The 18,204-nt window shown below is 72.1% G+C and carries 13 protein-coding genes and 1 pseudogene; 8 read left to right on the forward strand and 6 right to left on the reverse strand.

Annotated elements, in window-relative coordinates; all coding sequences use genetic code 11:
- Nucleotides 1-21 precede the first annotated feature (21 nt).
- Both ACZ63F_RS27475 and ACZ63F_RS27480 read left to right on the forward strand, forming a co-directional pair.
- A complete protein-coding gene (locus ACZ63F_RS27475; RefSeq protein WP_469714596.1) occupies nt 22-1,002 on the forward strand; it encodes a hypothetical protein in 981 nt (326 codons plus the stop codon).
- Nucleotides 1,003-1,122: 120 nt separating this feature from the next.
- Complete coding sequence (locus tag ACZ63F_RS27480) at nt 1,123-1,716, forward strand: HAD family acid phosphatase (protein WP_469714598.1); 594 nt, start codon at nt 1,123-1,125, stop codon at nt 1,714-1,716.
- Here ACZ63F_RS27480 and ACZ63F_RS27485 read toward each other — a convergent pair.
- The gene (locus tag ACZ63F_RS27485; protein ID WP_469714601.1) at nt 1,695-3,062 is read right to left on the reverse strand and encodes an aminotransferase-like domain-containing protein; all 1,368 of its coding nucleotides are present in this window, start codon (nt 3,060-3,062) and stop codon (nt 1,695-1,697) included. The two genes, ACZ63F_RS27480 and ACZ63F_RS27485, sit on opposite strands and share 22 nt — an antisense overlap.
- Before the next feature lie 77 nt (nt 3,063-3,139).
- Here ACZ63F_RS27485 and ACZ63F_RS27490 point away from each other — a divergent pair, with 77 nt between their 5' ends.
- The 4 genes from ACZ63F_RS27490 (at nt 3,140) to metG (ending at nt 9,554) form a co-directional block, all read left to right on the forward strand.
- On the forward strand, nt 3,140-3,928 hold the full coding sequence (locus ACZ63F_RS27490) for an alpha/beta fold hydrolase (RefSeq protein ID WP_469714603.1): 789 nt from the start codon (nt 3,140-3,142) through the stop codon (nt 3,926-3,928).
- 147 nt (nt 3,929-4,075) lie between these two features.
- The gene (locus tag ACZ63F_RS27495; RefSeq protein ID WP_469714605.1) at nt 4,076-6,031 is read left to right on the forward strand and encodes an FUSC family protein; all 1,956 of its coding nucleotides are present in this window, start codon (nt 4,076-4,078) and stop codon (nt 6,029-6,031) included.
- A 113-nt stretch (nt 6,032-6,144) separates the two neighbouring features.
- Nucleotides 6,145-7,707 carry a VWA domain-containing protein gene (locus tag ACZ63F_RS27500; protein WP_469714607.1) on the forward strand — a complete coding sequence of 521 codons (1,563 nt, stop codon included), beginning with the start codon at nt 6,145-6,147 and terminating at the stop codon, nt 7,705-7,707.
- A 128-nt stretch (nt 7,708-7,835) separates the two neighbouring features.
- Nucleotides 7,836-9,554, forward strand: coding sequence for a methionine--tRNA ligase (metG, locus tag ACZ63F_RS27505; RefSeq protein ID WP_469714610.1), 1,719 nt, complete (start codon nt 7,836-7,838; stop codon nt 9,552-9,554).
- A gap of 81 nt (nt 9,555-9,635) precedes the next feature.
- On the opposite strand, the gene ACZ63F_RS27510 is transcribed toward metG, so the two are convergent.
- Nucleotides 9,636-9,764 carry a hypothetical protein gene (locus tag ACZ63F_RS27510; RefSeq protein ID WP_469714613.1) on the reverse strand — a complete coding sequence of 43 codons (129 nt, stop codon included), beginning with the start codon at nt 9,762-9,764 and terminating at the stop codon, nt 9,636-9,638.
- Nucleotides 9,765-10,060: 296 nt separating this feature from the next.
- Here ACZ63F_RS27510 and ACZ63F_RS27515 point away from each other — a divergent pair, with 296 nt between their 5' ends.
- Nucleotides 10,061-10,537, forward strand: coding sequence for a hypothetical protein (locus ACZ63F_RS27515; protein WP_469714615.1), 477 nt, complete (start codon nt 10,061-10,063; stop codon nt 10,535-10,537).
- Between the two features lie 93 nt (nt 10,538-10,630).
- On the opposite strand, the pseudogene ACZ63F_RS27520 reads toward ACZ63F_RS27515, so the two are convergent.
- Both ACZ63F_RS27520 and aspS read right to left on the reverse strand, forming a co-directional pair.
- Nucleotides 10,631-11,552: pseudogene (locus ACZ63F_RS27520) on the reverse strand (intradiol ring-cleavage dioxygenase).
- Between the two features lie 144 nt (nt 11,553-11,696).
- Nucleotides 11,697-13,460 (reverse strand): aspartate--tRNA ligase, encoded by a 1,764-nt coding sequence (gene aspS / locus ACZ63F_RS27525; RefSeq protein WP_469714617.1) that lies wholly within the window; start codon nt 13,458-13,460, stop codon nt 11,697-11,699.
- Nucleotides 13,461-13,634: 174 nt separating this feature from the next.
- Between aspS and ACZ63F_RS27530 the strand changes: the two genes are divergently transcribed.
- On the forward strand, nt 13,635-15,746 hold the full coding sequence (locus ACZ63F_RS27530; protein ID WP_469714619.1) for a SpoIIE family protein phosphatase: 2,112 nt from the start codon (nt 13,635-13,637) through the stop codon (nt 15,744-15,746).
- Between the two features lie 28 nt (nt 15,747-15,774).
- Here the strand turns inward: ACZ63F_RS27530 and ACZ63F_RS27535 are convergent, their stop codons facing one another.
- Nucleotides 15,775-16,806, reverse strand: coding sequence for an AI-2E family transporter (locus tag ACZ63F_RS27535; RefSeq protein ID WP_469714622.1), 1,032 nt, complete (start codon nt 16,804-16,806; stop codon nt 15,775-15,777).
- A 350-nt stretch (nt 16,807-17,156) separates the two neighbouring features.
- Nucleotides 17,157-18,134: a pirin family protein gene (locus ACZ63F_RS27540; protein WP_351956720.1), complete on the reverse strand. Its 978-nt coding sequence runs from the start codon at nt 18,132-18,134 to the stop codon at nt 17,157-17,159.
- Nucleotides 18,135-18,204 lie beyond the last annotated feature (70 nt).

Genomic DNA, 18,204 nt, shown 5'->3' on the forward strand with positions numbered 1-18,204 from the left:
CTCAGGGGCTTGCCTGGAAGCGTGCCCTCCGCGACCTCAGTGCCCCCGGGGTCCCTACGGACCGCGCCGCCCTCAGGTCTCCGGCGCGCCCTGTCGGCCCTGCTGATCGTGCTGGGCTGCCTGCTGCTGCCGTTCGGCGCGCTCGCGGCCTGGGCGGCGTACGGGCTGGCGGACACCGGACAGTACGTCAGCACGATGGCACCGCTGGCCGACGACCCGGATGTCCGGGACGCGGTCGCGGACACCGTCGGCGACGGCATCATGCGCGAGGTGGACGTCGGCCGGCCGATGCGGGGCACGGTGGCGCCGTTCGTGCGCGAGGCGGTCCGGTCCTTCACCCAGACGGAGGCGTTCCGGCTGGCCTGGGACGCAGGCAACCGGGCCACCCACGACGCCGTGCTGCGCGCGCTCCAGGGCGAGCGCGAGGAGCCCGTCACCGTCGACCTCGCGCCGGTCACCGCCCAGGTCAAGGACCGGCTCACCCAGGACCATGTGCCGCTCGCGGCCCGTATCCCGGTCCAGCACACGGCCGTCGCGGTACTCCCGGCGGCGGAACTTGACCGGCTCCGGAAGGGGTTTCACGTGCTCGAGGTCGCCGGCTTCTGGCTGCCCGTGGCGGCCGTCGTCTTCGCGGTCGGCGGCATCGCGCTCGCCGTCCGCCGCCGCCGTGCCGTGACGGCGGCCGCGCTGGGCACGGCCCTGGGCGGCGCCCTGCTCGGCGTCGCCCTCGTCATCGGGCGCCGTCTCACCCTGGCCGACCTGCCGCCGGACGTCTCGCACCCGGCCGCGGCCGCCGTCTACGACGCCCTGACGTCCACCCTGCGCACGGTCTCCTGGCTGCTCCTGGCCCTCGGCCTGGCCGTGGCCGCGCTGGCCCGGATCGGCGGTCGCCTGCGCCGGTCCGGGTCCGGGGAGACGCGGCAGCAGGCCCCCGGCACAGCCGATTCCGCGTCCCTCAGGGCCGATTCACAGTCTCCTGACCAGAACATGCCAGTCATGTAACCGGCTGCTCCTCCGGCAGTCACCCGGCGGGCGCCCCGGCCGACCACCGTGGCGAGGCGACGGCCACCGGTACGGAACACCGGCGGCCGACGCCGACGTCACCCGAGGAGCCCCCACCCGATGAACCGTCGCACCGCGCGCCGTGCCGCAGTCACCCTCACGGCCGGCCTCGCCCTGTCGTTCGCCGCCGCCCTGCCCGCCCAGGCCACCGACTCGACCGTCACCGAGACCCAGTGGCTGTCCGACGTCTCCGCCGTCACCGGCCCCGCGCAGGCCTACATCGACGGCCGCGCCGCCGCCAACACCTCGGGCGCGAGGCAGGCGATCGTCCTCGACATCGACAACACCTCGCTGGAGACCCACTTCGAGGGCGGCATCACCATCCCCGCCACCCCGCCGGTGCTCGCCCTCGCCCAGGACGCGCACGCCAAGGGCATCAGCGTGTTCTTCGTCAGCGCCCGCAGCGACCTGTACAACGTGGTGACCAAGGCCAACCTGAAGTCGGTCGGCTACACCGTCGACGGCCTCTCCGCGCGGACCGTCGCCCAGCTGCTCACCGAGTCCGTCGCGGACTTCAAGACCTCGCAGCGCAAGGCGATCGAGGCGGACGGCTACGACATCATCGCCAACATCGGCAACAACACCACGGACCTGAGCGGCGGTTACGCCGACACCACCTACAAGCTGCCGGACTACGACGGCCTGCTGGACTGACCGTCCGCCGGGGGCTGCCGCGGGCCGCGCGCCGCGAGGGCGGCCAGCGTCCGCAGCGCCCCCGCCAGCTCCGGCTCCGCGGCCGACGCCAGCCCGAGCCGCACCGCGTCCGGCGTCCGCTTCGGGTCGACGCGGAAAGCGGTACCCGGCGTGACCGCGATCCCGTGGGCGGCCGCGGCCGCCGTGAAACCGTCGGCCCGCCACGGCTCGGGCAGCTCCCACCAGGCGAAGTACCCCTGCGGATCGGCCCGTACGGCGAACCCGGCCAGCGCCTCGCGAAGGAGCCGCTGCCGACGTGCGGCCTGCTCCCGCTTGGCCGCCACGAGCCGCGCCACGGTCCCGTCCCCGATCCAGCGCACGGCCGCCTCCAGCGCGAACGCCCCCGCGCTCCATCCCCCGGACCGCACGGCCGCCGCCACGGCGGCCACCCGGTCCTCGGGCACGACGGCGAACCCCACGGTGAGACCGGGCGCGACCCGCTTGGAGAGCCCGTCGACGACATGGACGAGCCGTGGCGCGAGGGCGGCGAGCGGTGGCGGCTCGGGCTCGCGGCGCAGGAACGACCAGATCCGGTCCTCCACGACCGGCAGCCCCACGTCCGCGACCAGCCGGGCCAGTTGGAGTCTGCGCTCGGCCGGGACGGTCACCGACGTCGGGTTGTGCAGGGTCGGCTGGAGATAGAGCGCGGAGAGCGGCGCGGACCGGTGCGCGGCGAGCACGGACTCGGGGACGGGCCCGTCGCCGTCCGCCCGCACCGGGACGAGCGTGATGCCGAGCCGCCCGGCGACCTCCTTGACCAGCGGATACGTCAACGGTTCCACCCCGACCCGGCCGCCCGGCCGCACCAGGGACCCCAGGGTGGCGGCGATCGCCTGCCGGGCGTTGCCGGTGAACAGGACGCGGCCGGGGTCGGGCCGCCAGTCGCCGGTGGCGAGCAGCGCGGCGGCGGCCTCCCTGGCGTGCGGGGTGCCGTCGGCGGCGGCCGGCCGGAGGGCGTCGGTGAGCGCGTCGGGCCGCAGCAGCGGCGCGAGAGCCGGGGCCAGCAGCTCCGACTGGCCGGGCACGGACGGATAGTTGAGCTCCAGGTTGACGCGGGCGGCGCCGTCCTCGACCAGCGCCCGCCCCTGCGGCCCTTCCTGCGCGGACCGCACGAACGTGCCCCGCCCGACCTCGCCCACCACCAGGCCGCGCCGCACGAGTTCGGCGTACACCCGCCCGGCGGTCGAGGCGGCGATCCCGTGCCGCCGCGCGAACGCCCGCTGCGGAGGCAGCCGTTGCCCGGCCCGCAGCCGCCCCCGCGCTATGTCCAGCGCGATCCGGTCGGCGATCCCCCGGAAGTCGTCCACGGTCCCCCCTGCTCTCTTTGCACCGAGGGCAAAGATTTTATTGCACCGAGGAGTTGCGGGTCCCTAGGGTCGTCCACATGCCCCCCTTCCTCGCATACGACGACAATGACCCGCATACCTCGCGAACCCCTCTCCTCCTCGTCCACGGCCACCCCTTCGACCGCACGATGTGGCACCCCCAGCAGACCGCCTTCGCCGCCACCCGCCGGGTCGTCGCCCCCGACCTGCGCGGCTACGGCACCTCCCCGGTCACCCCCGGCCGCACCCCGCTCTCCCGGTTCGCGGCGGACCTCGCGGAACTCCTCGACACGCTGGGCGTACGGACCTGCGTGGTCGCCGGCCTGTCGATGGGCGGCCAGATCGCGATGGAGTGCTACGACCGCCTCGGCCCCGAACGCGTCCGGGGCCTGGTCCTGGCCGACACCTTCGCCGACCCGGAGACCGAGGAGGGCAGACGGGCGAGGAACGCCATGGCCGACCGGCTCCTGCGCGAGGGCATGCGCGGCTACGCCGACGAGGTCCTGGCGAAGATGGTCGCCCCGGACGCCCGCCCCGACGTGAAGGCCCACGTCCACCGCATGATGACGGCCACCCACCCCGAGGGCGCCGCGGCAGCCCTGCGCGGCCGCGCCGAACGCCCCGACTACCGCCCCCTGCTCGCGAAGGCGACGGTCCCCGCCCTGGTCGTGGTCGGCGCGGACGACGAGTACACCCCCGTCTCCGACGCCGAGGCGATGCACGCCCTCCTGGCCGACTCCACCCTCCGGATCATCGACGGGGCGTCCCACATGCCCAACCTGGAACGGCCGGCTGAGTTCAACCGGGCGCTGGAGGAGTTCCTGGCCCGGGTGGACGGGGCGTCGTGAGCCCGGGCACCGCACAACGCCCCCCTGCGGCCGGTCCGAAGACCGCACGAGACCCCCCTCACCCCGTTCCCGCCCCGGCCCGCACCGGCCACCGGGCCCTCATCGTGGACATCACCCTCCACCGGCACGAGCACCGATAATGGCCGCATGTCCCGCGAGTTCCCGATCGGCCTCACCCCTCCCGACTGGCTGGTAAGGAACCTCCGGCCCCAGCAGGCGGCCCCCCTCAACTGGGCCGCCCTCGCCCGCGCCGCGTTCGCCATGAGCCTCCCGCTCGCCGTCGGGCTCGCGGCCGGACAGCCCGCGTACGGGGCGCTGGCCTCGATGGGCGCCCTGTCCGGGGTCATCGGCGACACCGCCGACGCCTACCGGATGCGCATCCTCAACATCGCGGTCCCGCAGCTCTTCGGCGCCGTGGGCGTCACCGCCGGCTCGCTGGTCTACGGCCAGGGCTGGCTCACCGTCGCCGTCGTCACCGGCATCGCCCTGCTCTCCGGGATGATCTCGACGATCGGCGCGGTGTCCTCCGTCTCCGGTCTCCTTCTCCTGCTCAACTCCGTGATCGGCGCGGGCCTGCCGCTGCCCGGCGCCTGGTGGCTCACCCCGGTGCTGATGACCGGCGGCGGCCTGCTCGTCCTGCTGCTCGCCCTGCTCGCCTGGCCGCTGCGCTCGGGCGTACCCGAGCGCGCGGCGGTCGCCGCCGCCTACCGCACGGTCGCCGGCCTGCTGTCCATCAGCGACGGCGAGGACGGCGAGGCGTACGACCGCGCCCGGCACACCGTCACCCAGTCCCTGAACCAGGCGTACGACCTGATCCTGGCCCGGCGCACCCGGTACCGCGGCCGCAGCCGCGAACTCACCCGCATGCTCGCCCAGTTGAACGCGATCACCCCGGTGGTCGAGGCCGCCCCCGCCGTCCGCCTCGCCCGCCGCGCCGGGAAGCCGCTGCCGCCCGAGGTCCCCGCGGCGGTCCTGCACATCGCCGACGCCGTCGAGACCGGCTACACGGGCCCGATAGGGCTGGCGCTGCCCGAGCCCCGCAACGAGACCGGCCGCGCCGTCGACCACGCCCTGCGGCACGTCGCCGAGGTCGCCACCGCCCCCGACGTCGACCCGCGCGGCATCGACGACCGCCTCGGCCGCCCCGCCGCCCTCGGCATCCGCACCGCACGGGCCGCCCGCAACGTCGTCCTCTCCGCCAACTCCTGGCGCTACGGCATCCGCCTCGCCCTGTGCATCGGCATCGCGCAGGCCCTGGTCTCCCTCGTGCCCGTCCCGCGCTCCTACTGGGTGGCCCTCACCATCACCTTCGTCCTCAAGCCCGACTTCGGCTCGGTCTTCTCCCGGGCGCTGCTGCGCGCGCTCGGCACGGTGGTGGGCCTGGTGGTGGCGGCGACGGTCCTCGCCGTCGTACCGCGCGGCTGGTGGGACGTACCGGTGATGATGGTCCTGGCGCCCCTGGTCCCGGCCCTGACCCCACGGGGCTACGGCTTCCAGACCGCCGCCGTCACCCCGGTCATCCTGCTCCTCTCCGACAACCTGAACCACCAGGGCACCGGCCTGCTCGTGCCCCGCCTCCTCGACTCCCTGATGGGCTGCGCGATCGCGCTGGTCGCCGGGTACCTGCTGTGGCCGGAGAGCTGGCGGACCCGGGTCGGCGACCGGCTGGCCGACGCCGTCGCGGACACGGCGGCCTACGTCGAGCTGGCCTTCAGGGCAGAAGCGGAACCCGCCGCTCGCGCCCGGCTGCGGCGCCGCCTCTACCGCGACCTGTCCGTGGTCCGCACCGAGTTCCAGCGCGCCCTGACCGAGCCGCCGCCCACCGGCCGCCGGGCTGCGGCCTGGTGGCCCCTGGTCGTCGCCGTGGAACGCATCGTCGACGCGACGACGGCGGCCCGGGTCCGGGTACGGCACGGGGCACCGCCCCCGGACCCGGCCGAGGTCGACCAGGTGACCCGGCAACTGCGCGAGCTGGCGGAGGGCGTCCGCCGGTCGGAGACCCTGGTCGCGGTCCGCACGGACCTCACGGGCCCGCCGGACAGCGTCCTGGAGCCCCTGCGCCAGGAGGTGGCGGCGGCCAGAGCCATCGCCTCCCCCCACTGACGCCCGACAGGAGTCATCGACCCTCCCCAAGATCGCAACCTGGGGCCGCTAACCTTACGTGTCCGTCCTGGCCAGCGATTGACGGGTATCAACTCACGCGAAGGGTTGCGCACATGGGCATTCTCACTCTCCTGCGGAACGCATTCGGCAGGTCGCGAAAGCCGCGTCCTGCCGAGGCAGAGGGTGCGGACCAGCTCCCTTCGCAGTCGAAACAGCAAGCGGCGGCACAGGCGCCGGAGGCACCGGCAGCGGTCCCGGAGCCCCGCCCGGCGACGGCAGAGGAACACGATCTGGTCTCGGCCGCCTTCGACAACGTCACGGTTCCGAAGCAGGCGACCCGCCTGATCGAACCAGAGGTGGACCTCAAGCCCGAGCCGGACGCCCCGACCGAAGCGGACCCGGTGCTCAAGATCGAGGCCGAGGTCGTGGCGGAACCTCCGGCACCGGCGGAACAGGCGGAACAACTGGACCCGACGGACCCGACGGAGCCGGCGGAGCCGGCGACAGAGCCCGAGGCCGAGGCCAAAGCCGAGCCGGAGCCGGATCCGGCAGCGGAGGCGACCGAGGAGACGGCCCCGAAGCCGGAACCCACGGCCGAGCCGTCGCCCGAAGCGACCCCGGAGCCGGAGCCCACGGCCGAAGCAGCCCCGGAACCGATCACCGAGCCCACCACCGAGGCCACCCCCGAGCCCACGCCGGAGCCGGTGGCCGAGACCGAGCCGGAGCAGGCCGCCGAGACCATCGCGGAACCGATCACCGAGCCGGCGCCCGAAGCCACCCCCGAACCCGCAGCCGCCGACGGCGAGCCCGCTCCGCAGGGGCCACCCGCACCGGACGACGAGACCGTCACGGGTGGTGCGGGCGGGAACACGTCGGCCGAAGGCGAAGCCGAGGCCACGGCCCCCCACGACGCCGCAGCCGCCGCCGGCGAGCCTGCCCCGCAGGGGCCACCCGCACCGGACGACGAGACCGTCACGGGTGGTGCGGGCGGGAACACGTCGGCCGAAGGCGAAGCCGAGGCCACGGCCCCCGGCGACGCCGCAACGTCCGCGCTCGCCAAGGCCGACCTCACCGGCACCCACGCCGCCACCTACCTCGTCCTCGACCGCTCCGCGAGCATGCGCGGCTACTACAAGGACGGCTCCGCCGCAGCCCTCGCCGACCAGACCCTCGCCCTCGCCACCCGCCTCACCCCCGACGGCGAGACCCCCTCCGTCCACGTCGTCTTCTTCTCCACCGAGGTCGACGGCACCACCGACCTCACCCCCGCCTCCCCCGAGAACGCGATCGACGAGGCACACGCCGGCCTCGGCCGCATGGGCCGCACCAGCTACCACGCAGCCGTCGAAGCCGTACTCGCGCACTACGACAAGCACCACGGCAAGGACAGCGGCAAGGACAGCGGCAAGGACGGCACCCCCGCCCTCGTCGTCTTCCAGACCGACGGCGCCCCGGACGCGAAGACCCCCGCCACCCAGGCCCTCACGGACGCCGCGAAGTCCCACCCCTCGGTCTTCTTCTCCTTCGTCGCGTTCGGCGAGCACGAGAACAAGGCCTTCGACTACCTCCGCAAGCTGAAGACCGACAACACGGCCTTCTTCCACGCGGGCCCGACCCCGCTGGAGCTCACGGACGCGGAGCTGTACGACGGCATCCTGATCGACTGGCGTCCGTAAGCCCCACCCGCACACCCCGTGCCGCCCGCTTCTCACCCAATAAAACGGGAAGCGGGCGGCATACACATGTCGGCTACGATTTCAAGGTTCGCAATAACAGCAACAGACCGACCTGGGAGCAGCCCCCGATGGCTCGACACCTCATCACCAGCGCCCTTCCGTACATCAACGGGATCAAGCACCTGGGCAACATGGTGGGGTCCATGCTCCCGGCGGACGTGTACTCCCGGTACCTCCGCCAGCGCGGCCACGACGTCCTGTACATCTGCGCCACGGACGAGCACGGCACCCCCGCCGAGCTCGCCGCGAAGGAGCAGGGCCTCCCGGTGGACGAGTTCTGCGCCCAGGCGCACGACGCGCAGAAGGCGGTCTACGACGGCTTCGCACTCGCGTTCGACTACTTCGGCCGGAGCTCCTCCCCCGAGAACCGCGACATCACCCAGCACTTCGCCCGCCGCCTGAACGAGAACGGCTTCATCGAGGAGCGGTCGATCCGCCAGGTGTACTCCCCGGTCGACGGCCGTTTCCTGCCGGACCGCTACGTCGAGGGCACCTGCCCGCACTGCGGCTACGACAAGGCCCGCGGCGACCAGTGCGAGAACTGCACCCGCGTCCTGGACCCGACCGACCTGATCAACCCGCGCTCGGCGATCTCCGGCTCCACCGACCTGGAGATCCGCGAGACCAAGCACCTCTTCCTGCTCCAGTCCAAGCTGGAGAACGAGGTCCGCGAGTGGGTCTCGAAGCACGACAAGGACTGGCCGCAGCTGGCCTCCTCGATCGCCCACAAGTGGCTGACCGAGGGCCTGCACGACCGTGCGATCACCCGCGACCTGGACTGGGGCGTGCCCGTCCCGGCCGACACCTGGCCGGAGCTGGCGGCCGAGGGCAAGGTCTTCTACGTCTGGTTCGACGCCCCGATCGAGTACATCGGCGCGACGAAGGAGTGGGCCGACCAGGACCCGGAGAACCGCGACTGGAAGTCCTGGTGGTACGACGTCGACACCGACGTCCGGTACACGGAGTTCATGGCGAAGGACAACGTCCCCTTCCACACGGTGATGTTCCCGGCCACCGAACTCGGCGTCCGCGAGCCGTGGAAGAAGGTCGACTACGTCAAGGCCTTCAACTGGCTGACCTACTACGGCGGCAAGTTCTCCACCTCGCAGAAGCGCGGCGTCTTCACCGACCAGGCCCTCGACATCCTCCCCGCCGACTACTGGCGCTACTTCCTCATCGCCAACGCCCCCGAGTCGGACGACTCGTCCTTCACCTGGGAGCACTTCACGGCGACGGTGAACAAGGACCTGGCCGACACCCTCGGCAACTTCGTCAACCGCGTCCTGTCGTTCTCGAGGAAGCGCTTCGGCGACGACGTCCCGGCCGGCGGCACCCCCGGCGAGGCGGAGGCGAAGCTCGGCGAGGAGATCGCCGCGCTGCTCGCCGAGTACGAGTCCCACATGGAGTCCCTCCAGTTCCGCAAGGCCGCCGCGGCCCTGCGCGCCCTGTGGTCGGCCGGCAACTCCTACCTGGAGGAGAAGGCCCCCTGGCTGGAGATCAAGACGGACAAGGACGGCGCGGCCCTCACCCTGCGCACGGCGATGAACCTGATCCACCTCTACGCGGTGGTCTCGGAGCCCTTCATCCCGGCGACGGCGAAGACGATGCGCGAGGCGTTCGCCCTCGCCGACGACACCGCCACCTGGGTCACCGCCGACGAGGCGAAGGCACTGACCGCCGTCCCGGCCGGCACGCCCTTCACCGTTCCCCCGGTCCTGTTCGCGAAGCTCACGGACGAGGACCTGGAGACGTACAAGACCCGCTTCGGCGGCGAGCCCGCCGCATAACCCCAGGCCCACCCCGCCCGAAGGGCCGGCAGGAGCGCCCCTCCCGCCGGCCCGGGGCCGCCCCGTCGCGGTCTCCCTCTCTCAGCTCGCGGTCAGCACCCCCGCCCCTGCCCTCCTCGCCAGCTCCGCCGGCAGGTTCTTCGCGCTGCTCTCCAGCCCCGCCGCCAGGGTCGGCGTCCAGCCGGAGGGCAGCCTGGAACGGCCGTACACCGACGGGTCGAACGCCTTCAGGTGGGCGGACAGTGAGTACCCCGTGCCGGCCGCGTAGTCCGCGCAGGTCAGCTTCTTCCCGCTGTCGTCGGTGTTGGCGTCTACTTCCGAAGTGCGGGATGGGGCCCGCGGGGGCGGGCTTCACTCCCCTGTGGTTGTGGAGATCGGAAAGGTTGCCGTGAATTTTTCGGCGGTGTGGTGCCCATCCCGGAAGAGGGCGGCGAAAGTTGACCCGGGCAGCCGTTCACCGACGCCCCGACAACCGCATGTCCACCACACATCCGTATGGTTTCGCCATGGCAATCCCAGATCTCATCCCGATCGCCTACGAGCCCCATGGCCGTACCGAGGCCATCGGTCACTACACCGGCGGCCAGTTCCTGGCGTCGGTCACCTACGCGTTCCCCGAGGGGTTCCGGCTCGACGAGGGCTGGGAGGAGCGCAAACGGCTCTACTCGGTGCTGCATCTCTTCGACGCCGAGGGCACCTACCGCGACTCGCAGATCTGGTGCGCGGGCAGCTGGGCCGAGCAGCAGCTCGACCCGGACGGCACCGACTCCGTGCTGGCACGGGCCCGCGCCCACCTGGCGGGCATGCTGCGCAGCCTGCCGAGGCGGACGTACACGGACATCGCGATACGCCCGTTCCAGCTCAGGGTGGACGGCGTGTTCTTCGGCCTGGTGGCGAAGGACGACGAGGACGGCGGATGGGCCGAGCTCTACCCGGACCACCTGGGCTTCGGCGATCCCTGGGACGGCCGGTACGACACCTGACACCGTGCGGGCAGGTCCTGCTGCCGGCCGCCCCTCGGACCGCCCCGCTCCGACGTACCCGGCGAGGGCGGTCTCACTCGTGCCCCGCCGGTGTCAGCCGTTGTTCGTCTCGTCCGGTTCGACGCCCAGGGTCAGGTGGGCGCGGACACCGCGAGCGATGTGGTGGCGGTCGTAGCCGAGGTGGAGCAGGCCGCCGGCGTGGCCGTTGCCCGGGTAGATGGTGTCCTCGTCGAGGGTGGTGCGGGTGGTGGTGTTGCTCGCGTACGGCTCCACGGCGGCCGACAGCAGGACCGACTTCTCGTCGAAGAAGAGCTGGCCGGTGTGGCAGGTGTGGCCGCCTTCGTAGCCGGCGTCCGTCCACTCGCCGTCCACGTGCACCTTGACGTGGATGTGGACGCACCGGCCCTGGTACCAGCCGGGGAAGACGGTCCTGAAGGCGACCTGCCCGTGCCGGTCCGTGTGCCAGGTGCCGCGCAGGTAGCGCGTGTCGTCGGTCGGCTCCTGGTGGCCGCCGCCACCGCCGGGCGGGGGCCCGGTGGGGGTGCCGGTCGGTGCGTCGGTGGGGGTGCCGGTCGGCGGGGTGCCGCCGCCACCGCCGCCGCTGCCCACGGCCTGGTACCCGGAGTAGACGCCGGACGCGTTGCAGTGCCAGATGTCCACGGCCGCGTTCCTGAGCGTGCCTGCAGGTCTCCGCGTCGATCACCGTGAGGGTGAGGTGCAGGGGGATGCCCTCCTGGTCCTCGGTGACGTCCTGGCGGAGCTTGTCGGCGTCGATGTAGTACGGGCCCTCGACAAGCTCGGAGGTGAGCCTGTAGCAGGCGCCTTCCGAGGCTGAGGGCGAGGCCTCGGTTCCGGAACCGGTCGCCGCGGCGGTGGTGCCGTCGGTCGCCGCGAAGGCGCTGCCGACGCCCACCGCGGTGACGGCCACGCTCCCCCCCGCCAGGACCGTACGGCGGGCCACCTTCCTTCTCTCGTCCGGAGATTGGGCATCTGTGGGGATGCGGGTGTCTGTCATGGTCAGGGACCGTAGACACGACCGGCGCGGTGCGAACATCGGAGAGAGCTGTGAATGCGCTCCGCACAGGCGAAAGGCTCGAAACCGACGCCGGTTTCGAGCCTTTCCCTCAGCTGTGCTGGTTCTGCCTGCCTGCGTGCCTGCTTACTTCGGCTGCGGCTTCCGGATGGAGAGGTGCAGCTCGCGCAGGCGGCTCTCCTCCAGCTCGGTCGGGGCGCCCATCATCAGGTCCTGGGCGTTGCCGTTGAGCGGGAAGGCGATGGTCTCGCGGATGTTGGGCTCGTCGGCGAGGAGCATCACGATGCGGTCGACGCCCGGGGCGATGCCGCCGTGCGGGGGGGCGCCGAAGCGGAACGCGCGGAGCATGCCGGCGAACTCGCGCTCGACGGTCTCCTCGTCGTAGCCCGCGATACCGAAGGCCTTGAGCATGATGTCGGGCTCGTGGTTCCGGATGGCGCCGGAGGACAGCTCGACGCCGTTGCAGACGATGTCGTACTGCCAGGCGAGGATGTCCAGCGGGTCCTGGGTCTCCAGGGCCTCCATGCCGCCCTGGGGCATGGAGAACGGGTTGTGCGAGAAGTCGATCTTCCCGGTGTCCTCGTCCTTCTCGAACATCGGGAAGTCGACGATCCAGCAGAACCGGAAGACGTTCTCCTCGAAGTGCCCGGAGCGCTTGGCCGCCTCGACCCGGACCGCGCCCATGATCTTGGAGACCTCGTCGAACTCGCCCGCGCCGAAGAAGACGGCGTGCCCGGCGGCCAGCTGAAGCCGCTTGGTGAGCTCGGCGACGTTGTCCTCGGTGAGGAACTTGGCGATCGGGCCGGTCAGCGAGCCGTCCTCGCCGACGCGGACCCAGGCCAGGCCCTTGGCGCCCTGCGAGACCGCGTAGTCGCCGAGCTGGTCGAAGAACTTGCGGGGCTGGTCCTGGACCGCCGGGACCGGCAGCGCGCGCACGTGCTTGCCGGCGAAGGCCTTGAACTCCGAGCCCTCGAAGATGTCGGTGATGTCGACGAGCTCCAGCTGGGCCCGGAGGTCCGGCTTGTCGGAGCCGTACTTCAGCATCGCCTCGCGGAACGGGATCCGCGGGAAGGGCGAGGTGACGTGGCGGCCGTTGCCGAACTCCTCGAACAGCTCGGTCATGAGCTGCTCGATGGGTCGGAAGACGTCCTCCTGCTCGACGAAGCTCATCTCGACGTCGAGCTGGTAGAACTCGCCCGGCGAGCGGTCGGCGCGGGCGTCCTCGTCGCGGAAGCAGGGCGCGATCTGGAAGTAGCGGTCGAAGCCGGAGATCATCAGCAGCTGCTTGAACTGCTGCGGGGCCTGCGGCAGGGCGTAGAACTTACCCGGGTGCAGGCGGGAGGGGACCACGAAGTCACGCGCGCCCTCGGGGGAGGTCGCGGTGAGGATCGGGGTGGCCATCTCGTTGAAGCCGAGGGCGACCATCTTGTGGCGCATGGCGGAGATCACGGCCGTGCGCAGCATGATGTTGCGGTGCATGCGCTCACGGCGCAGGTCCAGGAAGCGGTACTCCAGGCGCCGCTCCTCGTTGACCCCGTCCTCGGTGTTGATCGTGAACGGCAGCGGGGCAGCCGCGCCGAGCAGCTCGACCTCGCCGACCTCGACCTCGACCTCGCCGGTGGGCAGGTCGGCGTTGATGTTCTCGGTTCCACGTGAAACAACGCGGCCGTCGACGCGGACCGTGGACTCCTTGGAGAGCTTGTCCAGGGCCTCGTACGCGGCGGTGCCGGGGCGGGCGACGAGCTGCGTGATGCCGTAGTGGTCGCGCAGATCGATGAAGAGGATGCCGCCCAGGTCGCGCCGATTGTGCAGCCAGCCACTCAGCCGGACGTCGGTGCCGACGTCAGAGGCGCGGAGCTGGCCGCAGGTGTGGGACCTGTACCGATGCATCGTCGGGTGTTCCTCTTCTTCGTCTTCGTGGTCTGCCGAGGTGCTCTCCTCGACCGGGACGGGCACGGGGCCCGGACCCATCAAGGGTACCGGGCACCCAAAGATCGGCTCCCCACCATTAATGCGGCCCTGAAACAGTGGCACTCCGCGATCTCATCTTCTTAAAGTGGGGCAATGCGAACTGGCGAGCCCCTGCCCGCCGTGGAGGACGTCCTCGCCGCCCTCGCGACCGGGCTGTGGCACTGGGACACCGCCACCGGGCTGGTCACCGCGGACGCGGAGGCGGCCCGGCTGATCGGGCTGCCTGCAGAACCGTCCGTCCTGTCGGAGGCCCTGGTCCGGTCCCGTTTCCACCCCGTGGACTGGAACGAGAACACCAGCATCACCCGGCTGGCCGCCGTCGAGGGCACCCTCGGGGAGGTCCGGCTGCGGGTCATGGACGAGCAGGGCCGGCTGATCCGGACCGTACGCAGCCGTTTTCGACCGGTGTACGACTCCGAGGAGCGCGTGTACCGGGTGACCGGCACCATCCAGGAGGTCTCCGAACCGTCCCCCGGCACCGCCGTGCAGCATCCGGTCACCGGCGACTGGCGGCGCTCCCGGGAGGCGTTCCTGCTGGACGCGGGCCGGGCGCTGGCGGAGGCGCGGTCCACGGAGGAGGTGCTGCGGGTCGCCGCGGGCCTGTCGATGCCCGGGTTCTCCCCGGACGGGCTGGTCGTCTTCGGGGTCAAGGGCGACCGGCTGATGATGATCGGCCACCACGGCCAGCAGATCGACGAGGACAGCCCCTTCAGCAGCATGCCGCTGGACACGGACTACCCGGCGGCCGAGGTGGTCCGGACCGGCCGGGCCGTCTACCTCTCCTCCGCCGAGCAGTACAGGTCCCGCTACCCGGTGACCTGGCCGCTGGCCGAGCGCTTCGGCCGGCAGTCCTGGGCCTTCCTGCCGCTGACGGTGGCCGGGCGGACCATGGGCGCCTGGATGGCGGGCTTCACCTACCAGGTGTCCTTCACCCCCGACGAGCGGTCCGTGCTCACCACGGTGGCCCGGATGCTGGCGCAGGCGCTGTCCCGGGCCGGCATCGCCGACTCGGAGCGGGAGCTGACGGACGGCCTGCAGCGCTCCATGCTGCCGACGCTGGGTCCCGAGATACCCGGCATGGACACGGCCGCCCGCTACATACCGACCGGCGGCGGGCTCCAGGTCGGCGGCGACTGGTACGACATGATCCCGCTGCCGTCCGGCCGGCACGCCCTGGTCATCGGCGACGTCCAGGGCCATGACGTACGGGCCGCGGGCCTGATGGGCCAGTTGCGGATCGCGCTGCGCGCCTACGCCTCCGAGGGCCACCGCCCCGACGCGGTGCTCTCCCGGGCCTCCCGCTTCCTGCACGGGATCACCGACGCCGAGGACGACGCCGACCTGCGCTTCGCGACCTGCCTGTACGTCGAGGCGGATCCGGCGACCGGGATGCTGGAGATCGCCCGTGCGGGCCATCTCGACCCGGCGATCCGGATGGCCGACGGCACGGTGCTGGGGCGGCCGACGGCGGGCGGGCTGCCGCTCGGCATCGACCCGGACGCCGACTACCCGACCACGCGGTTCACCCTCGAACCCGGCGAGACCATGATGATCTGCACCGACGGGCTGATCGAGACCGGCGGCCACGACATGGAGAGCGGCTGGCAGCGGATCCGGGCGATCATGGAGGAGCACGGCGACGGCGAACTGGAGAAACTGGCCGACAGCCTGGTCCAGGCCGTGCACGGGCCCTCCTCGCACCACACCACAGGGCCGCTGGCCGACCGCCGCGAGGACGACATAGCGGTGCTGCTGCTGTCCCGGCCGGGCGGCGGCCGCGGTGACGAGCCGCTGGCCGTACGGCCGCGGGTCCGCCGCACCCTGATGTCGGTGGCCCAGGACGAGCCCGAGCGGGTCGCGGAGGCCCGCCAGCACGTGCGCGAACTGCTGCACGACTGGAGCTCGCCCGACCAGGTGGACTCGGCGGTGCTGCTGGTCTCCGAGATGCTCACGAACGTCCTCGTCCACACCGACGCGGACGCTCTGCTGCTCGCCGAGGTCGCCGGCCAGGCCCCCGAACGGCGGCTGCGGGTCGAGGTGACGGACGCCGGCGACGACCTCCCGCACAAGCGCCGGCCCGGCGAACTGGCCTCCTCCGGCCGCGGCCTGGTCCTGATCGAGATCCTGGCGGACGCCTGGGGCGTCGACCCGCGCGGGCAGGGCAAGAGCACCTGGTTCGAGCTGTACGAGGGCGGCGCGTCCTAGCGGGGGGCGTGCCCTGGCCGGCCGCGGCTCAGCCCGCGGCGTAGCGGGCGTGCAGTTCGTGGACGACCCCGAAGGCGGCCGCGGTGAGCGGTACGGCCAGCAGCATGCCCAGGATCCCGGCGACGGAGGCTCCGGCCGTGATCGTCACCATCACCACCGCCGGATGCATCTGCACGGTCCGGCTCTGGATCATGGGCTGCAGCACGTGCCCCTCCAGTACCTGCACGGCGAGTACGACGCCCAGCGCCCACAGCGCGATGACGAAGCCGCGGTCGGCGAGGGCGACCAGGACGGCGACCGCGCCGGAGATGAAGGCGCCGAGGTAGGGGATGTAGGCGCCGACGAGGACGAGGGCGCCGAGCCCGACGGCTCCCGGTACGCGCAGGACCAGCAGGCCGACGGTGATGCAGACGGCGTCGATGAAGGCGATGACGGTGGTGCCGCGCATGAACCCCTCGATGCCCTCGAAGGCCCTGCGGGCCATGGCCTCGACCATGTCGGCGCTGGCGCCGGGTGCGACGGCCCTGATCGTGCCGACGAACCGGTCCGAGTCGCGCAGGAAGAAGAAGACGAGGAGCAGCGCGAGGACGGCCATGGCGATGCCCTCGCCGACCACGCTGACACCGCTGATGACGTTGGAGGCGGCGGTGCCGCCGAACTTGGCGAGCAGGTTTCTGGCGCTGCCGGCCAGGTCGCCGACCGAGGTCCCGGCGGCGCCGAAGTGCTGGGCGAGGGATGTCGCGGCCTGCTTGAGGGAGGCGACGATCTGGTCGCCGGTGTCGACGAGGGCCGCGACCACGATGTAGACGGCACCGCCCGCGACGGCGACGACCGCGACGCAGGTGAGTCCGGCGGCGAGGGAGCGGTGCACGCCGATCTGTACGAGCCGCCGGTACAGCGGGCCGAGCAGGGCGGTGCCGAGCAGGGCGAGCAGGACCGGGGTCACCGCGGTGCGGAACTCCGAGCAGAGCCGGATGCCGACGTAGCCGACCCCGGCGGCCAGCAGCAGCACGGCACACCACGCGGCGAAACGGCGCACGGGCTCGGGCAACAGCTGCACGAGTCCTAGCGGACCATGCGAGGCCGGTGCATGCCCCGCCGTACACCTCCTGCCGGGTGAACGCACCTTTGGCCGCCGTACCAGGGGGCTCCGCCCCCTGAACCCCCGAAACCTGCGCCCACCCACCACCCGACTCGGTCGATGAAGAGGCGAGGTCGAAAGGAAAGGGGCGGAGGTGACTCGGTCGATGAAGAGGCGGGCGCCACCGTAGGAAAAGGACCGGGGTGACTCCGGCGACGAAGAGGCCTGGGCGGAAGGAGGGGCAGAGGGGACCCGGGGGTGGGACGGTGCGGGCGAGGGCGGGAGGCCTGGCGCTTGGTCGCGGCAGGTCTCCCGGTCGGCTTGCCTGCCTACGCCTGCGGGCCCGTCTCCGTCATCCCGTGTACCGCCGGGATCGTGCCCAGGCGGCCCTTCTGGAAGTCCTCGAAGGCCTGCATGAGCTCGTCCTTGGTGTTCATGACGAACGGGCCGTAGTGGGCCATCGGCTCACGGATCGGCTCGCCGCCGAGCAGCACGACCTCCAGGTCCGGCGTGTGCGAGTCCTGCTTCTCGTCCGCGCGGACGGTGAGGGAGGAGCCCGCGCCGAAGACGGCCGTCTGACCCAGGTGGATCGGGCGGCGCTCGGCGCCCACCGAGCCCTTGCCGGCCAGCACGTAGGCGAGGCCGTTGAAGTCCTCGCGCCAGGGCAGGGTGACCTCGGCGCCGGGGGCGACGGTCGCGTGGATCATCGTGATCGGGGTGTGGGTGATGCCGGGACCGGCGTGGCCGTCCAGCTCGCCCGCGATGACGCGCAGCAGCGCACCGCCGTCGGGGGTGGTCAGCAGCTGCACCTGGCCGCCGCGGATGTCCTGGTACCTCGGCGCCATCATCTTGTCCTTGGCGGGGAGGTTCACCCACAGCTGGAGGCCGTGGAAGAGGCCGCCGGACACGACGAGGGACTCCGGCGGAGCCTCGATGTGGAGGAGGCCGGAGCCGGCCGTCATCCACTGGGTGTCGCCGTTGGTGATGGTGCCGCCGCCACCCTGGCTGTCCTGGTGGTCGAAGACGCCGTCGATGATGTAGGTGACGGTCTCGAAACCGCGGTGCGGGTGCCAGGGGGTGCCCTTGGGCTCGCCCGGCGCGTACTCCACCTCACCCATCTGGTCCATCATGATGAACGGGTCGAGGTGGCGGTAGTTGATCCCCGCGAACGCCCGGCGCACCGGGAAACCCTCGCCCTCGAAACCGCTCGGCGCGGTCGTGACGGCGAGCACGGGACGGGCCACGGCGTCGGCCGGTGCGGCCACCCGAGGCAGGGTGAGCGGGTTCTCGACGGTCACTGCAGGCATGTTGGCTCCTCCTTGTGCGCCCAGTTTAGTTGAGCGTTGAACTTTCTGCCACCCCTAACGGAGAAGGCCC

It is taken from the genome of Streptomyces sp. NPDC104761, assembly GCF_055583445.1.